Raw genomic sequence first — 4,186 nt, 5'->3', positions numbered from 1 at the left:
GGGCCGGGCCGGGGCGGCGGGCCGGGCTGCTGACGGGGCTGGTGGCGGGTCTCGCCGTCCTGGCCTCGCTGGGGCTGGCAGCCTGGCTGGTGGGGCCGGGATCGCCGGGGTCGGGCTTGCCGGGCTCGGCGGGATCCGGGAGCGCGGGGGCGGCGCCGCGGGCGGAGGCGACGCTGGCGGTCCAGAACGGCCTGCCGCCCAAGCCGCTGCCGGCGCTGTCGCTGGTGGTGCTGCCGTTTGCCAACCTGAGCGCCGACCCGGAGCAGGACTTCTTCGCCGACGGGCTGACCGAGGATCTGACCACCGACCTGTCGCACCTGGCCGGCAGCTTCGTGATCGCGCGCAACACCGCCTTCACCTACAAGGGCAAGGCCGTGGACGTGAAGCAGGTCGGGCGCGACCTGGGCGTGCGCTACGTGCTCGAAGGCAGCGTGCGCCGCACCGACGCCCACATCGTCCTCAACGCGCAGCTCATCTCGACGGAGACCGGCGCCCATGTCTGGGCCGACCGGTTCGAGGGCGAGCGGAGCCGCCTCGGCAAGCTCCAGACCGAGTTCGTCGCGCGGCTCGCCCGGTCGCTCGACGTGCAGCTCACGCAGGCGGAGAGCCTCCGCATCCTTCGCGACAGGGCCAGCAACCCGACCGCGGCCGACCTGAACATGCTCGGATGGGCAGCACTGAACCGCGAGCGCACGCCGGTCAACACGGAGGAGGCGCGCGCGCGGTTCGAGCAGAGCCTTCGGATCGAACCCGACAATTCACAAGCGAAGATCGGCTTAGCGCGGGCGATCGCGCAGGCGGTCAATACGCGGGTCAGCCGGAATATCCAGGCGGATAGCCAAAGGGCCTTCCAGCTGGCCACCGACGGGCTCGCGGCCGACCCGCGCAGCTCGATGGCCCACTACGTGATGGCCGAAGTCCTCAGGACGACCAAGGACTTCGAGAGGGGTCTCAGGGAGATCGCGATCGCCACGGAGTATGATCCGAACATGTCCATCGCGTACGCCCTGGCGGGGATCACGAACCTCTGGGCCGGACGTGCTGCGGAGACCTTCGCGCCTGTCGAGAAGGCGATCCGCCTGAGCCCCAAGGATACGGCGCTCAGTATCTGGGAATATTATATCTGCCACGCACATACGCATCTCGGGCATTGGCGGGATGCGGTGCGCTGGTGCGACCGATCCGTGGAACACACGCCGTATTTCTCAGCCTACATCGATCTCGCTGCCGCTCATGCGTGGTTGGGCGAGACGGAAGAGGCTTCGAAAGCCGTCGCCGACATCCTGAGGATCTCACCCGGCTACACGGTTCAGAAGTGGGCGCGCGCGGATTGGTCGAGGAACAAGACGTTCCTTGAAGAATATCAACGCATCGTCGAGGGCTTGCGCATGGCCGGCCTGCCGGAAGGTTCGACGGATTAGGGCAACGCGATCGCCGGCCGAGCAGGCCCAGGGTCGGCCGCGCGCCCGGGCATCGCGCGGATCCGACGCGTCGACGAACGCAGAACGTGGTGGTCGGTCTGCCGGATGTTCGCATTTCGAAGGCGCCAGACCCGGCCTGAACCGTCAGATGTCGAAATGATCCGCGAAAAGATCACCGGTACAAAGGAAGGCAGAACCCGATTAGACAAAGCCCGAGCAAGAGTAAACAGCCGCCCAAGATTTCGATCCGTATTGCTCGACTGCCGAATCTCGATCTGATCAGGATTAACGCAGCCCCAGAAGCGATCGATATCACGCTTATGTAGAACATCGAGACTGTCGCGACAGATCAATAAGTTAGAATTTCGAATCGAGGGATCGTTCGACCGGGTCGGCCCGTTTAGCAGAGTCTTCGTCAAATCAAAACAGTTGCGAGCCCGTCGAGGCCGCCCTCTGCGCGATCGTTTCGGATCGGCCACGAAGGGGTGCGATAGGCGATGCGGGTGATGAGGCTGTTGGGTGGAGAGATCACGCGACCGCGTTCGCCGCGTGCGGCGTGCTCAGCGAGTCGCGGCGACGCGTCGTTCCGATGGTCTCAGCCCCAAGGGACGGCGAGACAACCATCGACTGTGAGAGCAACGGGCGCGATCGCCTCGCACCACGATCGGCTCAGAGATACGAGTCGCGGGCGGCAACCAAGTGCCGCATATCCGATTGGGGCTGCCGAGCGTCAGTCTCTCAAGCGGACTGGATTCGGGCGGCTTCGTGGCCGACTCGAACCTTCGGAATCGGCGAAGTGACAGCACCCTGCTGGGCGACGTCGCGCAGAGCAGCCACCATCGCGTCGGTCTGGGCGTCGAGGGCCTTGACTTGGCGGCCGCCCCCGGTGCTCTGCCACGCGATAGCGAAGCACGCGACGATCGCCGCCATACTGGCGATCAGAGGGGCGATGATGAGTGCGGCCAGAGCACTGATCGGAGTCAGAACGACGGCCGCCAAGAGGCCGCTGCCGATCGCTACCGCAACCAAGAGAAGCATCGTCGCCTCGGCTCATGGGTTCAGCGACGACCGTCGAGCGCTGCTCAGGCCGTGCTAGGCCCAGTCCGTTAACGCCTGGTTAACGGCAAGCTTATGCCGCAGACTAACCCTTAGGATTCCTGGCTAGACAAGATCTTCGATCGAATGGCCGAGCTTGCGGCAATGCGCAGCCGCGCCAACGATCGCTTCCGCAGGTCCCGGTCGAAACATGCTCGATGCCCCGCGAAGCCCCCGCACGTGCGACCGCGATCCTGGCACGCGGATTGGAGGCCGAGAGGCCGACGTCCCGAGGCCGCAAATGGCTGAGCGCCGGTCGGGTTTCGGCACGTTCGACAGGGACCGCGTCCTCCTCGGACTGATACGAATCGACCAGTGCTGGTAGATCATGATCACTTGTCGGCCTTCAACCTGGAGTGATAGAGGCCTGCTCCGGTTTCGTGCAGGACAAGAACCTCCGATGACCAGTGAAGGCCGCGCGGAAACGCGTCTGAGCCGAATCGCCGCGGCGATCGGATGCCCCGTCGAGACCTTCTATCTCTCGGACAGCGCCCACGAGGCCAACGCGACGTTCGAATTGCTCCGCCTGTGGGGAACCATCACCGAACCGCGAGCGCGTCAGCGAATTCTCGCACGCGCGCGACAGGAGGCCCGTGCGGTTTCCATGGTGATTAAAGCCGCGGAGTGACCTCGACGCGCCTGATCCACCCTCCGTTGCGGCTGTGAGGATAGCCGGACGGCGGGTCGATGTCGGTCCGTTTGCGGTCGCGCGCCGGGGAGCCGATCGCGCAGTTGGGGGAGGAGGGCTTCGGCGACTCCATCAGGGCTGCCCGTCACCTGCGCAGGCTGTCACCTCCGCAACAGCGTTTCTCGCTGGTCCGAAGCCGTCGGTCTCAGACGACCTGCGCGATCCAGCCGAGAACCGTTGCGCAACGCTCCGCCTGATCGCGGGTGAGGCCTGATGCGACGGCGGTGCCGTCGCGATACACCACGAAGGTCCCGTCACCGACAGGGCGGATCTTGATCGAAGCCATCACGCGCCCTCCGGGACGAGGGTCTGCAGCTGCGTCAGCCCGGAGGCCGTGAGTTGCCACGTGGCGAGAGCATCGTCGGTGACCCCGGGGCCGCCGACCCGCGTCAGGTGGCCGAGACTTTCGAGTGCGCTGAGGCGGCTGTGATCGCCCGGCCAGGAATCGTCGGGCTTCTTGCGGATCGAGATTCGGTAATCACGGGCTTCTGCAGCCTTGTTGAGAAGGCGTCGCTCGTGGTTGACCAGCATTGATCCTCCTGCCCGGAATGGGTTGCGGCCCATTACTTAGATGCAGGCTGGCGCATATGGCCAAGCTTGGCAACCCCCGGCTTCCATCAGGAGATCCGGACCGCCGCGCCCATCCACCGGGTTGAAGGCTGTCCGCGCGCGTCAGTGCGGCAGATTGATAGGCTAGCGCACGATTGCGCGGCTGCGTCTATGCGGGGTCGCGCAGGAACGGTCTCCATCGCGCACGAAAAAGGCCGGCCGGGTCGCCCCGGCCGGCCAGTTTTGCGTGCGCGACGCGCGCGGCCGCGATCAGCGCAGGAGCTGGAGCACGCCCTGCTGGGCCGAGTTGGCCAGCGACAGGGCCGAGATGCCCATCGACTGGCGCGTCGTGAGCGCCTGCGAGTTCGCCGCCTCCTGGTTCAGGTCCGCGTTCGTCAGGTTGGCCGAGCCGGTCTGCAGCACGTTGATCAGC

General features: G+C 65.8%; 6 protein-coding genes. 2 read left to right on the top strand and 4 right to left on the bottom strand.

Features of this window, described 5'->3' with window-relative positions:
- A partial coding sequence (locus ACLBX9_RS27125) for an adenylate/guanylate cyclase domain-containing protein (RefSeq protein WP_447721061.1) occupies positions 1 to 1,421 on the top strand: 1,421 nt, incomplete at its 5' end.
- A gap of 738 nt (positions 1,422 to 2,159) precedes the next feature.
- On the opposite strand, the gene ACLBX9_RS27120 is transcribed toward ACLBX9_RS27125, so the two are convergent.
- The gene (locus ACLBX9_RS27120; protein ID WP_010683618.1) at positions 2,160 to 2,459 is read right to left on the bottom strand and encodes a hypothetical protein; all 300 of its coding nucleotides are present in this window, start codon (positions 2,457 to 2,459) and stop codon (positions 2,160 to 2,162) included.
- 457 nt (positions 2,460 to 2,916) lie between these two features.
- Here ACLBX9_RS27120 and ACLBX9_RS27115 point away from each other — a divergent pair, with 457 nt between their 5' ends.
- Positions 2,917 to 3,144 (top strand): hypothetical protein, encoded by a 228-nt coding sequence (locus ACLBX9_RS27115; protein WP_447721060.1) that lies wholly within the window; start codon positions 2,917 to 2,919, stop codon positions 3,142 to 3,144.
- Positions 3,145 to 3,349: 205 nt separating this feature from the next.
- On the opposite strand, the gene ACLBX9_RS27110 is transcribed toward ACLBX9_RS27115, so the two are convergent.
- The 3 genes from ACLBX9_RS27110 to ACLBX9_RS27100 all read right to left on the bottom strand — a co-directional run.
- Positions 3,350 to 3,490 carry a hypothetical protein gene (locus ACLBX9_RS27110; RefSeq protein WP_447721059.1) on the bottom strand — a complete coding sequence of 47 codons (141 nt, stop codon included), beginning with the start codon at positions 3,488 to 3,490 and terminating at the stop codon, positions 3,350 to 3,352.
- Positions 3,490 to 3,735 (bottom strand): hypothetical protein, encoded by a 246-nt coding sequence (locus ACLBX9_RS27105; RefSeq protein WP_447721058.1) that lies wholly within the window; start codon positions 3,733 to 3,735, stop codon positions 3,490 to 3,492. Before ACLBX9_RS27105 ends, ACLBX9_RS27110 begins: the two co-directional genes overlap by 1 nt.
- A gap of 288 nt (positions 3,736 to 4,023) precedes the next feature.
- On the bottom strand, positions 4,024 to 4,186 hold a 163-nt coding region (locus ACLBX9_RS27100), incomplete at its 5' end, for a flagellin (protein WP_447721062.1).

It is taken from the genome of Methylobacterium sp. A49B (assembly GCF_053346215.1).
Note: the sequence above shows the minus strand (reverse complement) of the source record. Positions and strands in the feature narration are given on the sequence as shown.

Excerpts from the sequence above, each read along its gene's own strand:
- ACLBX9_RS27120 (WP_010683618.1), bottom strand. The coding sequence starts at position 2,459 with ATGCTTCTCTTGGTTGCGGTAGCGATCGGCAGCGGCCTCTTGGCGGCC.
- ACLBX9_RS27115 (WP_447721060.1), top strand. The coding sequence starts at position 2,917 with ATGACCAGTGAAGGCCGCGCGGAAACGCGTCTGAGCCGAATCGCCGCG.
- ACLBX9_RS27110 (WP_447721059.1), bottom strand. The coding sequence starts at position 3,490 with ATGGCTTCGATCAAGATCCGCCCTGTCGGTGACGGGACCTTCGTGGTG.
- ACLBX9_RS27105 (WP_447721058.1), bottom strand. The coding sequence starts at position 3,735 with ATGCTGGTCAACCACGAGCGACGCCTTCTCAACAAGGCTGCAGAAGCC.